Source organism: Bradyrhizobium sp. Kon56 (genome assembly GCF_055807635.1).
On sequence record NZ_JBVVOU010000029.1, the window covers coordinates 23,930 to 47,274 of the forward strand.

Annotated in this window: 19 protein-coding genes and 3 pseudogenes; 17 read left to right on the forward strand and 5 right to left on the reverse strand. The window is 62.8% G+C overall.

What is annotated here, in order from left to right:
- Positions 1-699: 699 nt before the first annotated feature.
- Positions 700-882 carry a hypothetical protein gene (locus AC0L3B_RS31525; protein ID WP_204513407.1) on the forward strand — a complete coding sequence of 61 codons (183 nt, stop codon included), beginning with the start codon at positions 700-702 and terminating at the stop codon, positions 880-882.
- Positions 883-1,389: 507 nt separating this feature from the next.
- A pseudogene (locus AC0L3B_RS31530) lies at positions 1,390-2,043 on the forward strand (ArdC family protein); the annotation flags it as partial.
- Positions 2,044-2,125: 82 nt separating this feature from the next.
- On the opposite strand, the gene AC0L3B_RS31535 reads toward AC0L3B_RS31530, so the two are convergent.
- The 3 genes from AC0L3B_RS31535 to AC0L3B_RS31545 are packed head-to-tail and all read right to left on the reverse strand — an operon-like array spanning position 2,126 to position 5,264.
- A complete protein-coding gene (locus AC0L3B_RS31535; protein ID WP_473381630.1) occupies positions 2,126-3,118 on the reverse strand; it encodes a tyrosine-type recombinase/integrase in 993 nt (330 codons plus the stop codon).
- The gene (locus AC0L3B_RS31540) at positions 3,115-4,056 is read right to left on the reverse strand and encodes a tyrosine-type recombinase/integrase (RefSeq protein WP_473381631.1); all 942 of its coding nucleotides are present in this window, start codon (positions 4,054-4,056) and stop codon (positions 3,115-3,117) included. Before AC0L3B_RS31540 ends, AC0L3B_RS31535 begins: the two co-directional genes overlap by 4 nt.
- Positions 4,053-5,264 carry a tyrosine-type recombinase/integrase gene (locus AC0L3B_RS31545; RefSeq protein WP_473381632.1) on the reverse strand — a complete coding sequence of 404 codons (1,212 nt, stop codon included), beginning with the start codon at positions 5,262-5,264 and terminating at the stop codon, positions 4,053-4,055. The genes AC0L3B_RS31540 and AC0L3B_RS31545 overlap by 4 nt, the downstream gene beginning before the upstream one ends.
- Positions 5,265-5,411: 147 nt before the next feature.
- Here AC0L3B_RS31545 and AC0L3B_RS31550 point away from each other — a divergent pair.
- The 7 genes and pseudogenes from AC0L3B_RS31550 to AC0L3B_RS31580 all read left to right on the forward strand — a co-directional run.
- Positions 5,412-5,705: pseudogene (locus AC0L3B_RS31550) on the forward strand (zincin-like metallopeptidase domain-containing protein); the annotation flags it as partial.
- 108 nt (positions 5,706-5,813) lie between these two features.
- A complete protein-coding gene (locus AC0L3B_RS31555) occupies positions 5,814-7,928 on the forward strand; it encodes a ParB/RepB/Spo0J family partition protein (protein WP_204513409.1) in 2,115 nt (704 codons plus the stop codon).
- Positions 7,929-8,110: 182 nt separating this feature from the next.
- On the forward strand, positions 8,111-12,433 hold the full coding sequence (locus AC0L3B_RS31560; RefSeq protein ID WP_473381633.1) for a strawberry notch-like NTP hydrolase domain-containing protein: 4,323 nt from the start codon (positions 8,111-8,113) through the stop codon (positions 12,431-12,433).
- Positions 12,433-13,495: pseudogene (locus AC0L3B_RS31565) on the forward strand (DUF7146 domain-containing protein). Before AC0L3B_RS31560 ends, AC0L3B_RS31565 begins: the two are co-directional and overlap by 1 nt.
- 331 nt (positions 13,496-13,826) lie before the next feature.
- Entirely contained in the window at positions 13,827-14,750 is a 924-nt protein-coding gene (locus tag AC0L3B_RS31570) for a DUF2493 domain-containing protein (RefSeq protein WP_473381634.1), read from the forward strand.
- A gap of 140 nt (positions 14,751-14,890) precedes the next feature.
- On the forward strand, positions 14,891-15,370 hold the full coding sequence (locus tag AC0L3B_RS31575) for a hypothetical protein (protein WP_204513413.1): 480 nt from the start codon (positions 14,891-14,893) through the stop codon (positions 15,368-15,370).
- A 554-nt stretch (positions 15,371-15,924) separates the two neighbouring features.
- On the forward strand, positions 15,925-16,245 hold the full coding sequence (locus tag AC0L3B_RS31580) for a DUF736 domain-containing protein (RefSeq protein ID WP_007605948.1): 321 nt from the start codon (positions 15,925-15,927) through the stop codon (positions 16,243-16,245).
- A 160-nt stretch (positions 16,246-16,405) separates the two neighbouring features.
- Here AC0L3B_RS31580 and AC0L3B_RS31585 read toward each other — a convergent pair whose 3' ends face one another.
- Positions 16,406-16,687 (reverse strand): helix-turn-helix domain-containing protein, encoded by a 282-nt coding sequence (locus AC0L3B_RS31585; RefSeq protein ID WP_473381635.1) that lies wholly within the window; start codon positions 16,685-16,687, stop codon positions 16,406-16,408.
- A gap of 107 nt (positions 16,688-16,794) precedes the next feature.
- Between AC0L3B_RS31585 and AC0L3B_RS31590 the strand changes: the two genes are divergently transcribed.
- The 5 genes from AC0L3B_RS31590 to AC0L3B_RS31610 all read left to right on the forward strand — a co-directional run bounded on the left by AC0L3B_RS31590 (position 16,795) and on the right by AC0L3B_RS31610 (position 19,303).
- A complete protein-coding gene (locus AC0L3B_RS31590) occupies positions 16,795-17,073 on the forward strand; it encodes a DNA -binding domain-containing protein (protein ID WP_231189409.1) in 279 nt (92 codons plus the stop codon).
- Positions 17,074-17,231: 158 nt separating this feature from the next.
- Complete coding sequence (locus tag AC0L3B_RS31595; RefSeq protein WP_204513416.1) at positions 17,232-17,414, forward strand: transcriptional regulator domain-containing protein; 183 nt, start codon at positions 17,232-17,234, stop codon at positions 17,412-17,414.
- A 58-nt stretch (positions 17,415-17,472) separates the two neighbouring features.
- Positions 17,473-17,994 (forward strand): DUF2285 domain-containing protein, encoded by a 522-nt coding sequence (locus AC0L3B_RS31600; RefSeq protein WP_204513417.1) that lies wholly within the window; start codon positions 17,473-17,475, stop codon positions 17,992-17,994.
- Positions 17,995-18,118: 124 nt separating this feature from the next.
- Positions 18,119-18,397, forward strand: a complete 279-nt coding sequence (locus tag AC0L3B_RS31605; protein WP_085398892.1) for a helix-turn-helix transcriptional regulator — start codon at positions 18,119-18,121, stop codon at positions 18,395-18,397.
- Between the two features lie 33 nt (positions 18,398-18,430).
- A complete protein-coding gene (locus AC0L3B_RS31610; protein ID WP_204514060.1) occupies positions 18,431-19,303 on the forward strand; it encodes a replication initiator protein A in 873 nt (290 codons plus the stop codon).
- Positions 19,304-19,890: 587 nt separating this feature from the next.
- Here the strand turns inward: AC0L3B_RS31610 and AC0L3B_RS31615 are convergent.
- Positions 19,891-20,940, reverse strand: a complete 1,050-nt coding sequence (locus tag AC0L3B_RS31615) for an IS110 family RNA-guided transposase (RefSeq protein WP_204513418.1) — start codon at positions 20,938-20,940, stop codon at positions 19,891-19,893.
- 326 nt (positions 20,941-21,266) lie between these two features.
- On the opposite strand from AC0L3B_RS31615, the gene AC0L3B_RS31620 reads away from it, so the two are divergent.
- The 3 genes from AC0L3B_RS31620 to AC0L3B_RS31630 all read left to right on the forward strand — a co-directional run bounded on the left by AC0L3B_RS31620 (position 21,267) and on the right by AC0L3B_RS31630 (position 23,140).
- The gene (locus tag AC0L3B_RS31620; RefSeq protein ID WP_231189405.1) at positions 21,267-21,731 is read left to right on the forward strand and encodes a DUF2840 domain-containing protein; all 465 of its coding nucleotides are present in this window, start codon (positions 21,267-21,269) and stop codon (positions 21,729-21,731) included.
- Positions 21,731-22,237 carry a S26 family signal peptidase gene (locus AC0L3B_RS31625; RefSeq protein WP_473381653.1) on the forward strand — a complete coding sequence of 169 codons (507 nt, stop codon included), beginning with the start codon at positions 21,731-21,733 and terminating at the stop codon, positions 22,235-22,237. Before AC0L3B_RS31620 ends, AC0L3B_RS31625 begins: the two co-directional genes overlap by 1 nt.
- A gap of 204 nt (positions 22,238-22,441) precedes the next feature.
- Positions 22,442-23,140 (forward strand): lytic transglycosylase domain-containing protein, encoded by a 699-nt coding sequence (locus AC0L3B_RS31630; protein WP_473381654.1) that lies wholly within the window; start codon positions 22,442-22,444, stop codon positions 23,138-23,140.
- The last annotated feature ends 205 nt before the right edge of the window (positions 23,141-23,345 follow it).

A 23,345-nucleotide genomic window follows, 5' to 3' on the forward strand; every position in this document is an offset into this window, starting at 1 on the left:
GCTCGACGCATTCTGCGTGTGCTCCCCAAGTCAGGGCGAACTGAAACCGTTCCTAGAGTTCGGTTCGCGTGAGGCGTCCCGCCATCTGCTCGAGGAGCGCCAAAGTCTGTCCGCTGCGGTCACGGTGCGACTCGCATTTGCGGTGATCCAGACTAAAAACCTGCTGTTGCCTTGTTTTGTTGTTCATTCGCTTGGAGGCGGCAGCCGCTGGCCGTGATGGTGCTCGATGCCATGCTCTGGAGCCCCTCACGTGCTGCGGCGAGCGGACATGTTTTTTACCGCAATGGATTCCACCCCATCGGTCCTGTCCAGCTACTCACGACCTGCTGACAGGCGTGCTCGATCCGCTAGTCTTCCTGCTTCCGACGCTTTTTGAACCGTCGCGCAGGCGTGGCTTTATGCGGTGGCCTGAGTCAGGGCGTAGTCACTATCGCGCTTGCCGGTCGATGGACCCAGAGCCGAGGCTATGGGGCCGCTGAAGAGCTGAAATTTTAATATGAACCCGGCTCTGCCGGACTGCTTGTGGCGGCCGGAAACAGGCAAGACTTGCTTTTCGCGTCCAGGTTCGTGTGACGAGGGTCTCATCGAAGTCCATAACGTGCAATGGCTGATCTGCGCCGCTCAGGCAGATGGCTTTAGCGTGGTTCGGGCGACTCACGGTATCCATCATTCCCTGACTTACCGCACAATGGGAATGAAATGGTTGCAGCCACTCGTGAATTGCCGGCCTCTGGTTACGCCCTTGAAGTGGACGGTCGACTCAAGGCCGAGTTTGCGACCAGAGATGGCGCCAAGGCGGGCGGAGAAGAACTGAAGAAGCGTTTTCCTATGCTTCAGATCAGGATCTATGACGTGCAGACGCATGCGCGCGAGGAAATCTAGGTCCTCTGACTCCGACTCGAGCCTTAGCGGAGTTCTTCCTCTTGCGCGCGTGCGGCTGTCGCCGCACCGGGCTCTCGTAAACCGAGCCGCTTTGCGTCTCGGCCGTGCGGCGTCGATCCCTCGCGCAGGGGATGCGGAGCTCCTCGCCGGGGGCACTCGGAAAAGGGGCTCGCCTGCGGCGACCGCTATCACTGCCCCGTTCCCGGGTGCCGCTATTGAACCGGTCTCGTCGCTGCACTCGGACCCGCGTGTCCCTTCGGGTCGCTATGCTCACGCTCTCCGGGTGCCATTTTGCGTTGAGGCGATGCGCCCTGGCGCACGCCTGGTCGGGCCTGCGACCCTAAGTAGCTCAACGCAATTCTCATGAATTGTCCGATGGAAGGCGGGCTGCGTCGCAGATTTCGGATTGTCTCAGGTGGAGGCGAGAGTCAGAGTGTCGGCCGGGTTTTGCCGTGACGGGTTACAGGCTGCGAGAGAGGCTCGCGGTCCCCGTCGCGGAGATCCGCGATGTCCAGACATTATCCTCGGGGGCGCACCGGTGAGGACCGAACGAGCCTTTATGACGACATCACCAACAAGATCATCGCCGAGCTGGAGGCCGGCCGCGTGCCGTGGGTGCAGCCTTGGGGTACCGGGGCGGCGAAGGCGCCTTTGGCCATGCCGAAAAGCGCCACGTCCGGCCGCCAATACAGCGGCATAAACATTCTAATTCTCTGGGGTGCCGCCACGGAACGTGGATTCACCGGTCAGAGCTGGCTTACTTTCCGCCAGGCGCTGTCGCTCGGTGGTCACGTCCGCAAGGGCGAGCGCGGCACGACCGTCGTCTATGCCGACCGTTTTGTGCCGGTCGACGAAAAGCGCCGCGCACACGAGACCGGCGAGGAGGCACAAGCTGTTCCATTTTTGAAGCGCTTCACCGTTTTCAATCTCGATCAATGCGACGGGCTGGCTTCGGACATCGTAACTGCTGCGCCACCACCGCCATCCGGCATGATCGAGCCGCGGGTCGAATACCTGATCAAGGCGACCGGCATCGACTTCCGCATCGGCGGCAACCGCGCCTTTTATGCGCCGACGGAAGATTATGTGCAGGTGCCCCCACCGCAAGCCTATTTCGAACCGATCAATTGGCATCGAACGGCCTTGCACGAACTGGCGCATAATGCCGCGATCCAGATTATGCCGCATGGCCTCTGTTGGAGGCTGGATATCCCGGTGTTGGCCATGCGGCTGTTCGGCATAATCAGAGCCCTTCAAGGAACGCGAGCAGTTTGTCGTCCGGCCGGAACCGACCCGGCGGCGCGGATGGTGCGGCGACGAGAGCGAGCGCCTTTTCCTTCATCCGCATATCGGCGTGGATGTAGATCTGGGTGGTCTCGACGTTCTCGTGACCAAGCCAGAGCGCGATCACCGCAGGATCGACGCCATGATGGAGCAGGTCCATCGCCGTGCTGTGGCGCAGCGTATGCGGTGTGACCCGCTTGGTGCCGATGCTCGGGCACGCGCGCGACGCCGTGAGGCAGTGCTTGCGGACCAGATGCTCAAGAGCGTCACGGCTCAGCCGTTCGACCCGGATCGACGGGAACAGCGGCTTGCTCTGGTCTTTGTCGTTGCCGATCCACGTCGCCAGCAGCTTGGCTGTCTCGCGGCGAAGTGGGGTGGCGCGCTCCTTGCCGCCCTTGCCCATGCAACGGATGTGAGCGCCGGTTCCAAGCGCGACATCGCCCCGGGTAAGGCCGACCAGTTCGGAAGCTCGCAGGCCTGTCTGGATTGCGAGCAACAGCAGAGCATGATCGCGCCGGCCCGCCCATGTGGTGCGATCCGGAGCCGCCAGCAACGCCGCCATCTCTTCGGCATCGAGGAACGTAACTGCACGCTTCACATAGCGCTTGTTGGGCATGGCCAGGATACGCTGGCAGTGTAGTCGCCAGGTCGGATCGGTCATCGCGACGAAGCGGAAGAACGATCGGATCGCCGCGAGCCGGGTGTTGCGGCTGCGGGCGCTATTGCCCCGCGTGGTCTCGGTATGGGCGAGGAAGTCCGCGACCAGATCGGCGTCGATATCTTCGACCGTCAGGTTGACTGGCGGCTTGTTGCGGCGAGTGCTCGCGTACCTGAGCAGTAGCCGGAACGTATCGCGATAGCCAGCGACCGTATGTCGGCTCGCCTCCAGTTGCGTGCAAAGCCGCTCGGTGAAGAAGCGCTGGATCAGCGCAGGTAAGGCGATGGTGCTCATTGTGCCATCTCCCCGCCGCTCGCGGTGGCGCGGCCCATCGCTAGATCGAGCAGCTCCGGGACCGCCTCCAGATACCAATATGTTCCAGAAGGGTTGCTATGACCCAGATAGGTCGTCAGCCGGATCATCTCGCGCGCCGGGTCCTTGCCAGTCCGGTACCAGTTGATCATCGTACGCACGGCGAAGGTGTGGCGCAGGTCGTGGATGCGCGGTCCCCGGCCGTGCCGCTGGTACTGCTGCTCGGATCGCAATCCGATCTGCTGGCATGCTTGCGCAAAGTTGTAGCGGGCCCCACAGTCGGTGAGCCGAGTCGCCTTGTCAGTTATGAACATCGGCTTCGCCGGATGACCGATCAACCGGTCGCGTTTGACGCGATAGTCTAGCAGTCGCTCGACGGCGCTGGGGTCGAGCGGCAGCAGTCGCTCCTTACCGTTCTTACCTTGTCGGACGCGTAACGCACCACTATCGGCATCGAGGTCGTCTCCATCGAGCGCGAGCGCCTCGCTGACGCGCAGGCCCGTGATCGCGATGAGTGCGAACAGCGTCGAGCAGGTCAGCCCGCGCAATCCGCAAATCGACGGAAGTGCCATTGCGGCCGCGATGATCGAAGCGACTTCCGCGTCGCTGTAGATATACGGTCGGGAGCGCATCACGGTATTCGGCAACAATCCCCGGGGCGGGGCTTCATGCGCCAGATCGAAGCTACTTAGCCACTGCGCGAAGAGGCGCACGACGGTAAGCCGCGCCGCTCGCGTCCTGCCGTTGGCCTCGTCGAGCGTAGCATGCCAGCGCAGGAACAGCGCCGTGTCGATATGCGTCGCACGCTCGCGGTCGGCAAACCGCGTGAAGCGGCGGAGGATGCGCTCGCTGGTGCTCAGGTCGTAGCCGAGGCTGCGCCGCACGGCCAGATAGCGATCGAGTTGGGAGGTGAGGCTCATTGCGCGCCTCCCACTACGGGCCAGGGCATTGCTATCGATCGCAGCCCATCTATGTCGAGACGGGCATATATCATGGTCGATGTGCGTGAGCGATGCCGCAGCACGTCGCCCACCTCGTCGAGCGATGCACCCGAGTTCACCAACTGGACCGCAAGGCTATGACGCAGCAGGTGCGATCCCACATAGGGCGTCACCGGTTTCTGGCCGGTCGCCTTCAGGGCATCCTTTAGGACGGCGTTGACGATTTGGCCGTCATTGAACGGACGATGTGGCGCGCGATGGGTAACGAACATCATGCGGCAGGACGTGGGGCCGCGCTCCTCGCGCAGATAGCGGCTCAGCGCATCGCCAACCCCCGAGCTGATCGGCACGCGATCGTGGAGTTTGCCCTTGCCACGAACCAAGAGTTCGCCCGCGCGCCAGTCGACGTCGTCCAACCGGATCGCGATGACCTCGGCAGCACGCAAGCCAAGCCGGGCCATGATGAGCAGCATCGCATAGTCCGGAGCCCCGTGCCGCGGGTTGTGGCGCACGCAGGCGAGCACCGCCTCAACGCCCTCGGGCACCAGATGGCGCGGCAGTCGTGCTCCCCAGCGTTTCGCCGTTCTAGGCAGACTCAGAGCTAGATTGGTCGCTGTCGCGCCACTGCCGAACAGATATTGCAGGAAGATACGAACATGCGTCGCTACCGTCTTGTCGCGCCGCGCACTTGCCATTACGTGCTCAAGGAAGCTGATCACGTCGGCGGGCCGCAACCGCCCCGGATCAACCATCGCATCGCCAAAGCGATGATCGAGGAACCGGTTGGCGAACCGCAGCGTGTGATAGATCGTCCGCGGACTAAGGCCGCGATGCTTGACCAAATAGGTCTCGAAGTCCGCCAGTAGGGCCGCACGCGCTTGCTGCGCCTCGCTCAACGGCACTGGATGCGTCACGCCGATATCGAGAAGATGCTGCGCGAACCGGCGGACCAACCTATACGGCCATATCGTGCCGGTTTTCTTACGCGGCACCTTGCGTCCCAGATGCTCGGCCATATCGAGCGTCAACGCTGAAGGACCGATGCCCTGGACATCCATCGCGTGACCCACCTTTCGTAGGATCGATAGGTAGGTCTTGACCGTGCCGGCGCTGTAATTCTCCGCCGCAAAACTCGCTGCGAACGAGCCAAGATGCGGCTCGATGCAGGTCTGCAAATATTGAGACATGATCTTCGTGCTCCTTGTTGTTGGAGCGACGAAGATTATGCCGAATGGGATTGGCGGGATCATGCCGCCAACCGGGCCCAGCCGAGCAGATGCGGCATAATCTGGATCGCGGCATTATGCGCCTTATGCCGATATCGGCATAACGTGCATGCCAGCGGACATCCGTCACGCCTCAACCGCGACCTGTCGGGCAGCTTTGGGACCATGAAGTATGCCTTTGAGGAGCTGGTTGCGGAAATCTCGTCTGCGTTCAGTTGCGCCTCGCTCGGCATCGTGCCGACGGTGCGGCACGCCGACTACATCGGGTCCTGGCTGGAGGTGCTGCGCGAGGACAATCGCGCGATCGTGCGAGCTGCTTCGCAGGCCAGCAAGGTTGCGGATTATCTCCTTGGCTTCCTGCCGGAAGTCACTGCCGAGAGAGCGGAGCAGGAGGTGGCGTGAGTTTCACCCGTGTCGCCTCGAACAAGAGAGTGAGAGGGGAGCGGCGGCTTTCGCGACGGGTTGGAGGCCGAGAGAGAGTCTCCCGGCTGCCCGTCGTGGAGAATCGACATGACGAAGGCTGTTCAGAAGATCACGCTCTCCCCCTCGCGTGACATTCCGTTCAACAAGCTGGTGCTGAGCCAATCCAACGTCCGACATGTGAAAGCGGGCATTTCGATCGAGCAACTCGCCGAAAGCATCGCGCAGCGTACGCTGCTGCAAAGTCTCAACGTGCGGGCGGTTGTGGATCCCGAAGGCCATGAGACCGGCATGTTCGAGGTGCCGGCCGGCGGACGGCGCTATCGCGCGCTGGAGCTTCTCGTCAAGCAGAAGCGCATGGCGAAGACGCAGGCCGTTCCTTGTGTCGTGCGCGAGGGCGGCATCGCTGAAGACGACTCGCTTGCCGAGAATGACGAGCGGGTAGGGCTTCATCCGCTCGACCAGTTTCGAGCCTTCCAGACCTTGAGTGGCGTGGGCATGTCCGAGGAGGATATCGCTGCAAGGCACTTCGTGACACCGGCTGTCGTGAAGCAAAGGCTCAGGCTGGCGTCGGTGTCGCCAAAGCTCCACGACGTCTATGCCGAAGACGGCATGACTCTCGAGCAACTCATGGCCTTCTCAGTTACAGCCGATCATGCCAGGCAGGAGCAGGTGTGGGAGAACGTCAGCCGATCCGGTTATGACGAGCCCTACCAGATCCGGCGGATGCTCACGGAAAATACCGTGCGCGCGTCCGATCGCCGCGTTCAGTTCATTGGGCTTGATGCTTACGAGCAGGCGGGCGGCGGTGTCCTGCGGGATCTATTCGCGCACGACGATGGCGGCTGGCTTCAGGACGTCCGCTTGCTTGATCGTCTGGTGACAGAAAAGCTTAAAGCCGAGGCTGAGACGATTGCAGCGGAGGGGTGGAAGTGGATTTCGCTCGCCGTCGAATTCCCCTACGGCCACACGGATGGCTTGCGTGAGCTCGAGGGCAAACCGGTCGATCTCTCCCCAGAAGAGCAGGCCACAATCGACGCCCTCAACGCGCAGCGAGCCAAGCTTGAATCCGATTACCAGGATGCCGACGAGCTGCCCGAAGAGGTAGATCAGCGTCTCGGCGAAATCGAGACGGCACTGATGGCGTTTGATGAGCGGCCGATAATTTACAATCCGGCCGAGATCGCCCGTGCCGGCGCCTTCGTCAGCATCGATTTCGAAGGCCGCCTCTCGGTCGATCGGGGTTACGTCCGGCCGGAGGACGACGTCTCGGCAGCCGAGGCCGATGTCGGGGAGGGCGCCGATACACTGTCGATCGAGGGGAAGGCGGCTGGCACTTCCGTCCAGCGCACGGTCATCGCCGTGGCTAGCGGCGCGACTGACGCGGAAGAAGATGAGGACGCGACAAAACCTCTGCCGGATCGGCTGATCACCGAGCTGACGGCGCATCGCACGCTGGCATTGCGGGATGCGCTGGCAGAAAATCCTGCAATTGCGTTCCAGGCGGTGCTGCACAACTTCGTGCGGACGGCCTTTTACCGGTTGGCATCGTCCGGGAGCTGCCTTGAGGTCGGACTTCGCACACCGACCTTTCCGGCTCAAGCGCCTGGCTTGAGGGAAAGCGTGTCCGCGAAGGCCGTTGAGGCGCGGCATGAGTCCTGGAAGGCACGGTTGCCGAAGGGCGAGGACGATCTCTGGGATGCGCTCACGGCCCTCGACGGCGCCGCACAGGCATCCCTGTTCGCTCACTGTGCGTCATTTGCGGTCAACGCCGTCTATGAGCCGGCCAACCGCTACAATCAGGGCCGCGTCTCCGCCCACGGCGTCCGCACCCGGCTCGACCAGGCTGATGTGCTGGCAGGTGCCGTCGGCCTCGACATGGTTCGCTCTGGCTGGAGACCGACCGTCGACAACTATCTCGGCCGCGTCACCAAGCCTCGCATCCTGGAGGCGGTGCGGGAAGCCAAGGGCGAATCCTCCGCGCAACTGATCGACCACCTGAAGAAGGCCGACATGGCCAAGGAAGCCGAGCGTCTCCTCGATGGTTCGGGCTGGTTGCCGGAGCCGCTGCGCCTCGTCGATCCCAATGCGGCGTCAGTGGAACAGGAGAGTGAAGCGGGGCCCCTGCCGGAATTCCTCGACGAGGACGAGGATCGGGACAACGCGAAGGACGATGATCCGCAACAGCTCGACGCGGCTGAGTGACATCGTAGAAGAAACGGCTCCGGCCGTCCGGCAATTGCTTGGGGACCGGTGTTTCGCGCCGGTCCCCATCTTATGGGCCAAGGCTGAGAGGGAGAGCCGGGCCGGGAAGGGTTTGAGCCGTCGGGTCTTAAGGAGAGCGCCTGATGGTTCGACCCATTCCTGCTCTCCGAAAGATTCCTGCCATGACCGAATCTCTCGCCGGCGGCGCTGCCGCCGCGCCGCTCTCGATGCGTGCCGCTGCAAGTCTCACCACCGCCGCCGTCAGGGCTGCGCGACAGCTTCTGACCGATCTGGAACGCGGCCGACGTATCGACGCCGCTGTCCTGCGTAGCGCCATGGAAGCTGCCTTCGGCGCTTCCGACGCGACCGGCGTCTGGAACTGGAAGACCGCCTATTATGTCTGCGAGGCGGCAACCGTTCTGTTCCTTCGCAAGTTTGGCCCGGCTATCCGCGTCAAGGCCGGCTCGACGGCCGCGATGCTGCCGATCCTCGCGAAGATCGCCAGCCTTCCTCCCACCCACACACGCCGCTCGGAGGACAGCCAGGCCTTTCAACAATTCTCGACGCCGATCCCGCTGGGGCTGGCTGCATGCACCGCAGCCGGCATTACGTCTGCCGATCGCGTTCTGGAGCCCTCCGCGGGGACCGGCTTGCTCGCCATCTTTGCTGAGCTCGCCGGCGGCGCCTTGGTATTGAATGAGCTGGCCGAGGCCCGCGCGGCACTGCTCGATCAACTGTTCGCCAAAGTAAAAGTGACGCGGTTCGACGCCGCCCAGATCGATGATCACCTTGATGCTGGTGTCGTACCGAGCGTGGTCCTGATGAACCCGCCATTCTCGGCATTGGCAAACGTGGATCGACGCATGGCGGATGCTGCGCTCCGGCACATCGCCTCTGCCTTGGCGCGTCTTTGCGACGGCGGGCGTCTGGTCGCCATTACGGGCGCGAGCCTTGCGCCGGACAATCCGGCGTGGCGAGACGCCGTCGTTCGTCTCCAGGAGAGCGGGCGGGTGGTATTTTCTGCCGCCATCGACGGCGCGGTGTACGCGAAACAGGGAACGCAGACCGACACAAGGCTGCTTGTGATCGACAAGTTGCCCGCCGCGGATCCGAAAGTCCTTCCGGCCTCGCTGGGCATGGCGAGCGATGTCGCTACCTTGCTTGACTGGGTGACCCAGCATGTGCCTCCAAGGCTGCCTCTTGTCGCGCCCGTCATGGTCGACGTCATCAGGCGCCGTGCGACGTCTCGGCCGTCCGGCGCCTCTGCACCAAGTCCATCGTCCCCTTCGGGAGATGGCGCGCCACAGGGCGTCGAACTTACCTACGAGATGGTCGAGTGGACGCCTCTCGAGGGCGCTCGACTGACCGACGCGCTTTATGAGGAATGCGCGCTGCAGGCGGTCCGTATTCCGGACGCGCATGCGCATCCGACCAAACTCGTGCAGTCCGCCGCGATGGCCTCGGTCGCGCCGCCGAAGCCGTCTTACCGGCCACATCTGCCAGCTAATGTCGTGGCGGATGGCATCCTGTCCGACGCGCAGCTTGAGAGCATCATCTATGCCGGCCAGGCGCATTCCGAGTGTCTTGCGGGCTCCTGGACGGTGGATGCGACCTTTGATGTTGTGGCTGCCACACGCGACGGCGCAGAAAATGCCGTGCGTTTTCGTCGCGGCTGGTTCTTGGGCGACGGCACCGGCGCGGGCAAGGGCCGGCAGGCCGCAGGCATCCTTGTCGACAATTGGCTCAAGGGCCGCCGCCGCGCGGTCTGGATCAGCAAATCCGACAAGCTGATCGAGGATGCGCAGCGCGACTGGTCCCCGCTCGGAATGGAGCGGTTGCTCGTGACGCCGCTGTCACGTTTCCGGCAGGGCACACCGATCAGGCTTTCGGAAGGCATCCTATTCACCACCTACGCTACGCTGCGCACCGACGAGCGCGGCGAAAAGCTTTCGCGCGTTCGGCAGATCGTTGAATGGTTGGGCTCCGATTTCGACGGAGTGATCGTCTTCGACGAGAGCCACGCGATGCAGAACGCGGCAGGCCAGAAGGGCGAGCGCGGTGACCAGGCGGCGTCACAGCAGGGGCGGGCTGGCCTGAGACTCCAGCACGCCCTGCCGAATGCCCGGGTCGTCTACGTCTCGGCGACCGGCGCCACGACCGTGCACAATCTCGCCTACGCCCAGCGGCTGGGATTGTGGGGTGGCGTCGATTTCCCGTTCGCTACCCGCGCCGAGTTTGTCGAGGCGATCGAGGAGGGCGGCGTCGCGGCCATGGAGGTGCTGGCCCGCGACCTCAAGGCGCTCGGTCTCTACGCGGCCCGCTCGCTCTCTTACGAGGGCGTCGCGTACGAGCTCGTCGAGCACCAGCTCACGCCCGAACAGGTTCGTATCTACGACGCCTATGCCGGAGCGTTCAGCGTCATCCATAACAATCTCGATGCCGCGATGCGGGCCGCCAACATCACCGGCGAGACCGGAACACTGAACGGCCACGCCAAATCGGCCGCGCGATCCGCTTTCGAGAGCGCAAAGCAGCGCTTCTTTGGCCATCTCCTGACTTCGATGAAGACGCCGTCGCTCATCAGCTCGATCGAGCACGATCTTGAGGCCGGCCATGCCGCCGTCATCCAGATTGTCTCGACCGGCGAGGCGCTGATGGAGCGCCGGCTCGCCGAGATCCCGACCGAAGAATGGGGCGACGTCCAGGTCGACATCACGCCGCGCGAGTATGTCCTCGACTATCTCGCCCATTCCTTTCCGGTCCAGCTCTACGAGCCCTTCACCGACCAGGAAGGCAATCTCTGCTCCCGGCCTGTCTACCGTGACGGCCAACCGGTCGAGAGCCGGGAGGCCGTCGCCCGCCGCGACCGCCTCATCGAGAAGCTTGCCTCGCTGCCGCCGGTGCCTGGGGCATTGGATCAGGTCATCCAGCGTTTCGGCACCGACATGGTCGCGGAGGTGACCGGCCGCTCACGTCGCATCGTCCGCAAGGGCGACCGGCTGGTCGTCGAAAACCGAACTGGTTCGGCCAACCTCGCCGAGACCTCGGCGTTCATGGATGACGTCAAGCGGATCCTCGTGTTCTCCGACGCGGGCGGCACGGGGAGGAGCTACCATGCCGAGCTGTCGGCCCGGAATCGCCGCCTGCGGGTCCACTATTTGCTCGAGCCCGGCTGGAAAGCGGACGCCGCGATCCAGGGGCTCGGCCGTACCAACCGGACCAACCAGGCGCAGCCGCCGCTGTTTCGTCCCATCGCAACCGATGTGAAGGCCGAAAAGCGCTTTCTCAGCACAATCGCCCGTCGGCTCGACACGTTGGGTGCCATCACGCGCGGCCAGCGTCAGACCGGAGGGCAGGGGCTGTTCCGTCCCGAAGACAATCTCGAAAGCCAGTACGGCCGTGATGCGTTGCGTCAGCTCTACACCTTGCTCGCGCGCGGCAAGGTCGAGGGCTGCGCGCTCGAGAGGTTCGAGGATGCGACCGGCCTGAAGCTCACGGATGCCAATGGGCTCAGGGATGACCTGCCGCCGATCACGACGTTCCTGAACCGGTTGCTGGCGCTCACGATTGATCTTCAGAACATCCTGTTCACCGTCTTCGAGCAGCTCTTGACCGGTCGGATCGAGGGCGCGGTCGCCTCGGCCACCTATGACGCCGGGCTGGAAACGCTTCGCGCCGCGAGCTTTCTCGTCACCGATCGGCGGACGATCTACGTCCATCCGGGCACTGGCGCCGAGACCCGACTTCTCACGATCACCCAGCGCCTGCGCAACCATCCTGTGGATCTGGATGATGCGCTTGTTCGTGCCTCCGATCGCAACGCTGTCCTGCTGATCAATGAGCGCTCGGGACGAGCCGCCGTGCAGGTCCCCGCCCCGAGCTTCATGCTTGACGACGGCGAGATCGAGCGGCGCGTCCGCCTGATCCGGCCGATGGAGCAGCATACGATCCCCCTGAATATGATGGCGGAGAGCCACTGGATCGAACCGGATCGCGAAGTTTTTGCTACGGCCTGGCTGGCAGAGGTTGCCGAAATCCCGGAGTTCACGGAAAGCACGATCCACGTCGTGGCGGGCTTGCTGTTGCCCATCTGGAAGCGGCTGCCGAATGAATCGACCCGGGTCTATCGGCTTCGGACCGACGCGGGCGAGCGCATCATCGGCCGCAAGGTCTCGGCGACCTGGGTCGCGAACGTCCTTGCGGCGGATGCGCCGATGTTGACGCCGGACACCGCCTTTACCGCGCTGGTAGAGGGACGGACCGTCCTCGAGCTTACGGAGGGGCTCCTACTTCGCCGAGTCCGGGTGATGGGCACAGCCCGCATCGAATTGTCGGGCTTCAACGACACGATACGCGATCGCCTCCGGGCTTACGGCCTCTTTGGAGAGATCATTTCCTGGAAGCTGCGCATGTTTGTGCCCACGGACGCGAGCGGTGTCGAGATCCTGTCGAAGGTGCTCGACACCTATCCGGTTGCTGGCATAAGCGAGCGGGAGGCCGCGTGATGTCCCGCGATGCTTCCGAACTGGCAGGCCGCCTCGCGCGCGAGGCCGAGGCGGTGTGCCGACACTATCTCTCCAATGGGAAGCGCGCGGGGCGGTACTGGGTGGTCGGAGACGTCCACAACAGCCCAGGCCGCTCGCTATTTGTGCGGCTCCAGGAATCGCCAAGGGGGCCGGCGGGCAAGTGGACCGATGCCGCAACCGGCGAACATGGTGATCTCCTCGACGTCATCCGCGAAAGTCTGGCCTTGCGAGACTTCCGCGAGGTCGCCGAGGAAGCGAGGCGGTTTCTGTGTCTGCCTCGTACTGAACCGGAGCTCGTGCCGAAACCCATTCGTGCGTTAGCACCGGCTGGATCGCAAGAGGCGGCGAGACGGCTCTTTGTCATATCGCAACCGATCGAGGGGACCGTGGTCGAGGCATATTTGCAGCGTCGCGGAATAGCCCGCGTGCACCATGGTGGTAGTCTGCGTTTCCACCCACGCTGCTTCTATCGGCCGGATGAACATTTGCCGACCGAGACTTGGCCGGCGATGATCGCCCGCGTCACGGATCTCGATGGTCGGATCACCGGCGTGCACCGCACATGGCTCGATCCGGATGGCTTTGATCGTGTTCGGCTCGGCAAGGCTCCGATCAATACCCCACGACGTGCTATGGGCGACCTTCTCGGCAACGCCGTTCGGTTCGGCGTGGTAGACGACGTGCTCGCTGCCGGCGAGGGTATCGAGACGATGCTTTCGCTGCGCTACGTGCTGCCGACGATGCCCATGGCGGCTGCGCTTTCAGCCAATCACCTTTCGGCAATATTGCTGCCCTCGAGCCTTCGTCGGCTCTATATCGCCCGCGACGCCGATGCCGCTGGCGATGCGGTGCAGACTATTCTCAGCCAGCGAGCAGCAGATGCCGGCATTGAAGCCATCGCGCTGTCGCCGCGGCTGGGCGACTTCAACGAAGATCTGCATGTCTTCGGTCTCGATGCCCTCCGGGCAGCCCTGCGGTTTCAGCTCGTGCCAGAGGACGTCGTTCGCTTCCCTGCATTCGTCGAGGGCCGTCGCAGAATAGCTTCCGGTGTTCGATCGATGCTGCCAGGTCGGTCATAGGCGAGGCCAATACCGGAAGAGGACGCGACCTCGGCCTTCTAGACGGCGATCGGACGGCAAGCGGCCCGGCCCGGCAATGGCTGCGTCCGGCTATTTTCCGCCGCGCGCCAGCGATGTGAGGACACATCATACGTTGGACCAGCGCGCTTTGCATCGCGAAGCAAAATAGCCGGCCTCCGCCATCCTCCGCTGTCGCTTCGGCCCTTTCGGGTGCTGGCCCGTTCCGCCTGCCGTTAGAGGATCGCCACGAAGGCCGCGATGGTCGCGGCCGATCCGGCAAAGGACCTCTTCCCATGACCGACCATGACGACATCGAACCGCCGCGTGCCTCTTCCCCAACCGACCACGTCCTCACCGAATTGCAGCTCTTCGGCTACCGTCCCTTCAACGACCAGCCCGATCCAAGACCGCTCCCCGAGGGCAAGATGATCGTCGGCGCCGTGGTCGATATCTTCGACGCCCTGGTTGCCACCCTGAACGATACGCGACTTGAGCCGGAGCTTGACGATCTGCTCTGGTCAACCGTCAACCTGTTCCATCGTGCCGTCGACCGCGTCGAACGCCAACTCGATGACAACGAACAAGCGCAGCACAAGAGCCAGCGCGAGCAGAACGGCTCGGAAGTCCGATCGGTCGAACTCGAGCGCCTAACGGCCGAAGGCATCACGCTGATCGAGCGCCGCAACTGCCTGGAGCTCTTCCGCGACCAGGCCATCGAACAATTTGAGGTCCACACCGGTTCGGCCTGGCGCCCGCGGTCGGGATCCTTGGTCAATCACCGAACGCTCACCGCAGCAATGATCGACTCCCGCGACTTCATCGCCGCCAAGCGTCGTTCCGAGACCGAGGTCATGTTGCCAGCTGGACCGAAAATCGCACTCACCGGTGGGCTCGACTTCAACGACCACAACCTCATCTGGGGCCGCCTCGACAAGGTTCACGCCAAGCACCCCGACCTGGTCCTCCTCCATGGCGGGTCGCCGAAAGGCGCCGAACTGATCGCCTCCAAATGGGCGACCAACCGCAAAGTACCGCAGATCGCCTTCAAGCCCGATTGGACGAAACACGCCAAGGCGGCGCCGTTCAAGCGCAACGATGCGATGCTCGAACTCCTGCCGATCGGCGTCATGCATTTCCCGGGCACGGGAATTCAGGACAACCTCGCCGACAAGGCGAAGCGGCTCGGTATTCCCGTCTGGAGGTTCGGCGGCGCGTGAGCGCCGTCGTTCTTGACATCGAGACAACCAAGCCGGAGTTGCGCGCCGCAACTCCGCCTCGTTTGGATTTTACCTCCGAATCCGCGCCGAGGTGGTGGTGGAAGGCGCGACGGGTACATCTATGCACATGGAGCCACACCATGCTCGCGCTTGGGCTTGTTCTCAACACACTCGGCATTGGCTTGTTCTGCTGGGCGATCTTTGCGCTCGCTGTGTACGCCCTGCCGTTTTTCGTCGCACTCAGTGTCGGGATGGCATTTCGTGATGGCGCAGGCGTCGTCGGCGCGCTGCTTATCGGAATTGTTTCTGGCGCGCTGACACTTGCAGCTGGTCGGGTTGCCGTCGCCGTTAGTCGGTCCTTGGCCTTGCGCGTCGCGATCGCAGCCGCATTCGCGGTCACCGCGGCAATCGCTGGCTATCATGTCGTGTTTGCCCTCTCGCAGATCGGGGTGCCTTCGCTGGCTTGGCGCGAGGCCTTTGCTTGCGGAGGTGCGGTTTGCATCGGCGGCACTGCATGGGCGCGCTTGACCGTGTTCGCGGAGACCCGCCCGTTGGATTCGGCTGGCGTGGTGGAGAAGATGCGGCAACCAGTTCTCACAGCCGCGCCGCATGAGCGGTGATGCTTCGTCGCCATCATCGGTGGAGCAAGGTCGCACATGGCGCCACGTTGAGCGAGGGGGCGTCGAGCTTGAACGAGAGGTAGCCGCGCTTCTCCTCGGAGCCCTTTAGGCAAGCCCTAGCAATCTCGGTCTGGCCCACATGGCTGCGGTGGAGCGACGCGCCACGCTCGATCATTCCTTCCGGGACGATACCGCCCTTTGCGGCAGATTGTTTCTCTTTCCGCGCCGGAACGTACCAACCTCTTGTTCAGCAGAACCGAGATTCGCCAGACTTCTCCTCACGATTGCGGTTCAGCACGCAGACCACGTGGCCTCTTTGATGGCTCGATCTGGCCGAAGACCGGCTGCGCCTCGATCGTCTGAGCCGCAACGCCGTTGATGCGACTTTCTTCCCCTGGGCTTCGCCCATTCCTCGCGAGACAAGAAAGTCGCCACAACGACGTCCTCCGCTGCGCTGCGGCCCGCGAGCGGGTGCGTCGCCGATCGTCTTCGGCCTCTAGATCGCCATCGAGGCCGCGGTGGTCGCGGGCTCGAAACACAACAGGAGAAGAGACATGGCTAACATCGGTTCCTTCAAGAAGGTCGGCAACGATTTCCAGGGCGAGATCATCACCCTGAGCTTGCAGGCCAAGGGCGTCCGCATCGTCGCCGAAACCAACCGCTCCAACGACAACGCCCCCAGCCACCGCATCTACGTGGGCCGCGCGGAAATTGGGGCAGCCTGGTCGAAGCGCTCCGAAGAGGGCCGCGATTATCTCTCGCTCAAGCTCGACGATCCGTCCTTCAACGCGCCGATCTACGCGAACCTGTTCGATGAGGAAGGCGGCGAAGGTTACACGCTCCTGTGGTCGCGTCCGCGCAAGAACGGAGAGTGAGGCCCATTATCGCCCCGCCCGACGACCTCGGGCGGGGCTTCCTCTTGGACAAAAGCCGAACTGAGCAACGCTGCAGCTGGACCGGCTTGGTCAGTTGATTTTCGAGTTTAAGACACGCACTTACGTGGCGCTTGTCCGCGCCGCTTGAACTCGCCCAAAGCTATTGCTTCTTGGAAGGTAGACGCGCTGACTTGCGACCCTTAGGCAATGTCTTGGGTGTCGCCGCTCCCTTGGGTGGCTGAACAAAGAACTCAGATAAATGAACACCCAGCGTCTCGGCGAGTCGGTCGAGAAGATCAATTGTCGGATTCTCAGATTGCCGCTCAAGGCCGCTCATGTATGAGCGGTCAATCCCGGCGTCGTAGGCCAGTTGCTCTTGCGGAATACCGCGATCCACGTGGATCCGGCGCACATTCCAGGCCACGAGCGCACGAGCTTTCATGCGCTCAAACAGCCATTAGGCAGACCATCAAACCACTGGCTATAACCGAACTATTTTGGTAAGTTTCGCTTACAATGCAGATTGGCGAAGTGCGCGCATAACCCTACATGACGAACCCACCGTTAGATCCCGATGTCGCGGATGTCGCGCCGCATGAGCCGGTGCTGACGACCTATGACGAGCAGCATCTGGTAACGTATTGGCGACTTCTTGATGCCGAGACTGACGGCGCCGATTGGAAAGAAGTGGCTCGGATCGTGTTGCACATCGATCCGGATCGCGAACCGGCTCGCGCCCGCAATGCGTTTGATAGTCATCTGGCGCGAGCAAAATGGATGTCAGACCACGGCTACCGCGACTTGCTTCGCGGCAGCGCGCTTAAATAGTAAAATCTGTCATGAAGAATTCGCGCTCGAGAACAGATTTCCCCGCTGACGCGTGATCGCCTGCAGGCATCACGCAATGCATAATTGGTGACTTCCCCGGCAATCCCAAGCTTCATAAACATTGCGCCGCAATCGACTTACGGCAGGGGATAACAGCAATGTCCGAGTTCGACTGGCGCTCACCGGAGGCGTATCAGCACGCTATCAAGTCGGGCGAGATGGCGGATTTCGCCTGGGAGTCACTGCGGCGCAGCCCTAACTATCGAGCTTCCTATCGTGAAAATCGATCGCAGATGACCTCCGAATTCCGAAGGAGATGGGGCGTCTGCTTTCGCTCATGACCCTCAGGGGCCCTTTTACCAACAGACAATCTTCTGGGCACCTGAGGCGTTGCCGACGGTGGTGCCGCTCGTTCGCAGCACGTCCGGCTCAAAAGCGGTCGGCGCGAGGCTGCGGCTTACCGACCTTTCATCAGGCACCATCAGACAGGCATCTGACGGCTGGCATGCCGTATTGCGCATTCAAGGGGCACAACATCATCTCTGGCTGAAAGAGGCGCCGCAGTTTGGTGTCACTTATGCTGCCGAACTGCCGCTCGATGCGGACTTTGAGATCCGCGCCCATGCCTCACATCGGCTGTGGCGCGTAATCAAGGGCCGCCGGCCGGGACCTCCCCTTCATCAGCTTTCCGCGCAGCGGCGCGAACGACTCGTCTTGGTGCTGCGAGCGCTCGACGGACGCATGGAAGGTGCTTCCTATCGCGTCATCGCCGAGGTGCTGTTCGGCCGAAAACGCATCCCTGAGCGCGCCTGGAAAACCCACGAATTGCGCAGCCGGACCATCCGCCTGGTGCAGGCTGGCTTGGCTCTGATGCGCGGTGGCTATCGCGCATTGCTGCGTCCCTCGTCTCGCAAGGAGTAGAGCAGGGGTGCCGAAAATCATCGCTTGATTTTCGGCATCCCCCTGAGCACGCCTACTGCGCCATCGTGGCCGTCGACGCGCGGGCCGAGCCGGCCGCGCTCCAGACGACCACGGAGCCTCGCAAATGCCCGATCCGAACGCTGGCCTGCCGCCGCGATACCTGCGCACGCCCGAAGCGGCGCGCTTTCTCGGCCTCTCCGGCCGAACCCTGGAAAAGCACCGCACCTATGGGACAGGCCCGACCTATCGCAAGCTCGGCGGTCGCGTTGTGTATGCGCTCGAGGACCTGAAGGCGTGGGTTGACCGCGGCGCCAAAACGTCCACCAGCGATCCCGGCACAGGCACGGTCCTGCCGGCGAAACGGCACACACCCGTTCCGTATGCCGGTAAGGAGCGGCGCTGACCCATGCCGGACAGCAACTCCACTGCAAGCAAGATGCGGCGATCAGAGCGCGACCAACTCGATCTGTTTCGCGCCCTCCCAGGCGATCTGGCGCCACGGGACGCGCAAGACCTGATGGCGTATCCGTTCTTTTCGTTGGCAAAGTCGAGGCGCATTGTTCCCATCGATTTCCGCGCAGGCACCATCACGATTCGTGTCGAAGCCGTGCCGGAACATGGCATGGCGACGATCTGGGACGCGGACGTTCTGATCTGGGCTGCCTCGCAGATTGTCGAAGCCCGCGATGCCGGCTTGAAAACGTCCCGGCTGATGGCAGCGACCCCTTACGAGATCCTGACCTTTGTCGGCCGCGGCACCAGCGTGCGCGACTACGACCGCCTGAAGGCTGCGCTCGACCGGCTGCAATCGACCACTGTGATGACATCGATCCGTCAGCCGAGCGAACGGCGGCGGTATCGCTTCTCCTGGATCAACGAATGGAAAGAGACAGCCGATCTGCACGGGCATGCCCGTGGAATCGAGCTGATACTGCCCGATTGGTTCTACACGGGCGTTCTCGATGAAGCGCTCGTGCTGACGATTGACGGGGCCTATTTCGATCTGACCGGTGGATTGGAGCGCTGGCTCTATCGGCTGGTCCGCAAGCACGGCGGCCGTCAGAATGGCGGCTGGAGCTTCGATCTTGTGCACTTGCATGCGAAGTCCGGCAGCCTGTCGCCGCTCAAACACTTTGCCTACGACCTGCGTCAGATCGTCCGTCGTCAGAGATTGCCAGGCTATCGGCTCATCATGACGCATCATCCGAATGGCGCAGAGCGATTGAATTTCGCACCAGTCCCAAGCGGCCCGTTGAGCAAGCGACTGCGCAACCGTGGCCTCGTCCTTCCTGCTGGGGATAAGCTGTGAATTCGCTCGTGCTATCAGGGACCAGAACCCTCGTGCCATCAGGGACGCGATGCTCGTGCTATCGAGGACCGGAATCAGAGCTAAGGTCCTGCGGCGCCAAGTCTTCCTGCTCTTGTAACTTTACTAACATACTGACACTAACTTCCAGTTGTGAATCAGTACGTTGTGAACAAGTCGGCGGCGCGTGCAGCGAGGATGCCTCAGGCCTCGACTCTCTCACGCGCAAAGCTTCGCTGCAATACGATTGTTATCTCCAATCTGCGCGCGCGAACGCGATCGCGCGCAAATCTTCGCGATCGCTGGCGTCGACATCATCGCCAGGTGCGCGTCACGTCCTTTTGCAGCCACTCGCTCGTCGAGGAGAACTCGCTAACATCCGTGGTTGGCACGATGGCCACCACAAGCCGGAATCTGAGGAAAGGGCGGTCAGGCTAACCAGCGCCGTGCTTGATGGCTTCAAACCTCGTCATGAAGCCGCCGGGAAGAAAAGTTGCGATCTCACCCAGATCCCCGTCTCCTCGGGAGACGCTGCTCCGCCCTGGCGGAAGGAGAAGGCGCGCGTGGAAGCGGCGCGGTCGCGGAGGCCCTTAAGCCGCGGCAGCGACCCGGCCGCGCTTGCCGCCGGCGCCAAACCGGAAGGTGGTGCCATCGATCCAGATCTTGTGCAGCAGCACGGCGAGCGCCCGCGCCACCGCGGTTGCCGCGCGCTTCAGACCCTTCTTCCTGGCCAGCCGCAGGCCCCAGAGCCGCAGCTTAAAGTTCTTCGGAATGCGGGTGAGGAGCGCGATCGCCGCCTCGTACAGCATCGCTCGCGTCAGCTCATCGCCGGATTTGGAGATGCTGCCAATCCGGCCGGTCCGGCCGGATTGATAGCGCCGCGGCGTCAGCCCGAAACGGGCGCCGACATTGGTCGACTTTTTGAATCGCGACGGATCGTCGACGGTGGCGCGGAATGTCAGCGCCACCAGCGCGCCGACGCCCGGCACCGTCATCATCCGCCGCACCACCTCGTCACCGCGTGCGGCCGCCAGCACCAGGCGGTGCAGTTTTGCCAACTGCAGCCGCATGGCGTTGCGGGCGTCCAGCAGCGGCACGACGATCGCTTCCAATTCCTTCTTCCCGGCCAGGAGATCGCGCACCCGCGCCTCAAAACGGCCGACCGAGATCTCGCCGACCTTGAGGCCGAACGGGCGCAACAGGCCGCGGATCATGTTCTCCATGTCCAGCACCTTGCCGAGCAAAGCCTTGCGCCCGACCAGCAGCGCGCGCAACGTCTGTGCGCTCTCCGACTTGACGTGAACCGCGCGGAACCAGCCGGTCCGCATCATCTGCGCAATGCCCCTGGCGTCGTTGCGGTCGGTCTTGTTCAGCATCGCGTTCAGCGCCGCCTCGGCGTGACCGGTCTCGATGCACATCATCGTGGGCCCCTTTTCGGCAGGCGCCGTGAACAGCCAGGCGCTGAACGAGAGCCCTTCCAGGCCGACGCGCTTGAGATGAATTCCCCACTCCGCCAGCAACAGTTCGATCGCGTCCGGATCGGTGTCCAGCTTCGTCTCCCAGATGACCTCGCCGTCGCCGCCGACTACACAAATGTTCGTCGCCTCCAGCGGCACGTCCAGCCCTGCATAGAAATCCATCATACGCCTCCATTGCCGAACGCCGGAACGCGCCGCGCGTTCTATTCGCGAATCGTCGCGATGCATCAGCGTCGCAATGCGACCGGCGAGGAGCCACCGGTCAGCACCCCGGCTAACCCGCTCTCCTTCAGATTTCTTCTAACGAATTGGAGCCACTCGGCTGCGATCGTTGGCAGCAGCAGGAGCGCTGCAACGCTTGGACAACGCCGATCATCGACGCTTCATCGCAACCGTTCTGCCGAAACCAAGGCTCTGACGTCGATGCGCTGGCGACAGCGCACCCGTTGGCATGTCCGAAATTCCTCTCAAAACTATGGAGTGGCCGGGTGAGCGATCTCACAAGTGTTGAACTCTTGTGGCTCGAGAAGCGGATGGAGAACCGAATCCGGTTCGGCAAGCCTGTATCGGAGAAGATCATTGACCAGCACCGGCGCATTCTCTCGTTTATGCCGGGCAGCATCTTTGCGTTCGTGCGCTGGTCGTCCAATGACTTTGGAACCATCCTGTCTCGCATCGACATTCTGCGCGCGATCACACCGGGGCAGCGGTATTCGACTGTGCCTTGGGTCAGCCCCGGCGGCGAAAGCCTACTGCGACTGGCGGGCTGGCGAAAGGTCGAGCGCGTTCTCCAGTTGATCGACGCAGTGGAGTCACTCGGCATCGAACCTGCCGATGCAGCGCCCGAGTATTGGCATCACATCCACAACCGTCTTTCCGTCAACGAAACGCCACGACCTTATACGCGTGCGCGCCACCAGGCGTGGCTCCACCGGCGCAGGGTGGTGTTCTGATGGGGCGGCTAAGGATCATTCTTGCGATATGTGGGGCCACAACGCTCGCGCTTTGGCCGGTCACCGACACCTCACCGTCGTACATCTGGAACGCTTCCGAAAGTGTGCCGATCGGCCTCTACCGTTTGCAAGGGACAGCACGATTGCACGTCACTGAGCTCGTGGCCGTTCGGCCACCAGAGCCGCTTGCGAGCTTCCTCGAGTTCAACAGCTATTTGCCGAGCGGTCTTCCGATGCTCAAGCGCGTGCTGGCGTTGCCCGGACAAACCGTCTGCAGAACGGGCCTCACAATCGTCGTCGACGGCATCGAAATGGGCCAGGCACGCGAGCGCGACCGCCGTGGCAGGCCATTGCCGGCTTGGCAGGGCTGCCGGGTCGTCGCTGAGGACGAGGTCTTTGTCATGAACTGGCAGTCGGCGGAGTCCTTGGACGGCAGATATTTCGGACCGCTCCCGAGATCGGCCGTCATAGGGCAAGCGGTTCCGGTGTGGACCAGGGAGGACTGACAAATGGCGGCATTGCTCCAATGGCTTGCGGTCTCTCTAGTCGGCCGATGGCACCGTCATTCCTCCATCCCGGCCGAATTGTCGGCAATTGGCGCGCGTCGCGGCCGTCTCGCGCTGGCTCAGTGCCGGCCGGGAAAAGCCTTGTCCTTGGCGGCTGGCCGCACATTGCTATCTCGCGCCGCTGCTTGCTCTCTGGGAATTCTCATGACGTTCGGAGCGCCATCGGCCGGCAGAGCGGAGGCTGGATCACGCGCACAAGCTGCGCGCTCCTCAAACCTGCGTCCAGGCCGTGCATACGCCGCGTTCGTGACCGAAGCCTCGCATCGGTTCGCGGTCCCGGAGCGTTGGATCCGCGCTGTCATGCAGGCCGAAAGCGGTGGTAATGCGCACGCCATATCACCTCGCGGAGCGCTCGGGTTGATGCAAATCATGCCCGCGACCTGGGTCGAGCTTAGCGTTCGTTACGATCTCGGTATCGATCCGTTTGATGCGCGCGACAACATGATGGCTGGGACAGCGTACCTTCGCGAGATGCTCGATCGTTTCGGATCGGGAGGGTTTCTCGCCGCCTACAATGCTGGACCCAGACGGTACGAGGAGCACCTGGCCACCGGTCGAGCGCTTCCGGATGAAACACAGATCTACATCGCTACACTCGCACCATTGATTGGTATTGAGCAGCGCAACAGCGGTGCATCGGCCGCTAGACGTTTCGCCGCGTGGCAGCAAGGGCCAATCCTTGTTGAGCGGTCCAAGAGCTTATCGGCTGACAACACCAACTCGGCATCCTGCGTCCGCGCAATGAATTCGTCGAAAGCAGCGGCTAGAGCGGGTGCAACTGCACTCGTCCCTCGCGCGACGGGCCTGTTTGTGCGGCGATCAGACGAGGTGCAGTCCCGATGACAGCAATCGCATTTCGTCGCATGATGTCGAAGCTAGTCGCAACGTTGAGAGTGGTCGGCAGAGAGCCGGGAGTGGGCGGCCGGGGAGGGCAGGATAAAAGCCGCAAGGTGCGGGTCGGTCGGTTGTGGGGGATATTGCTTGGATTTCAACGAGCCGACGAACATTGCGAGCTGTGAGCACACATTGCGGATTTTGATAACGCGCT